Consider the following 287-nt stretch of genomic DNA (forward strand, 5'->3'; position numbering starts at 1 on the left):
CGACCGCTTAATTCCAACTGAGTTTAAAACAACTGCAATTTTTGATACTGCAAATCTTCGTCACTCGATGGAGCGTGCTCGTCTTCTTTCAAATGCAACCCAAAATGGTACAGTAAAACTAGAAATTGCTAATAATGTTGTATCGGCTCATGTAAATTCTCCAGAAGTTGGACGTGTGAATGAGGAATTAGATACTGTAGAAGTATCAGGTGAAGACTTAGTAATCAGCTTTAACCCAACTTACTTGATAGAAGCATTGAAAGCCACAACTAGTGAACAAGTGAAAA

General features: G+C 37.6%; 1 pseudogene. It reads left to right on the forward strand.

From position 1 onward, the window contains the following. A pseudogene (locus C1E58_RS05600) lies at nt 1–287 on the forward strand (DNA polymerase III subunit beta); the annotation flags it as partial.

This window comes from Streptococcus suis (genome assembly GCF_002964575.1).
GTDB lineage: Bacteria > Bacillota > Bacilli > Lactobacillales > Streptococcaceae > Streptococcus > Streptococcus suis_R.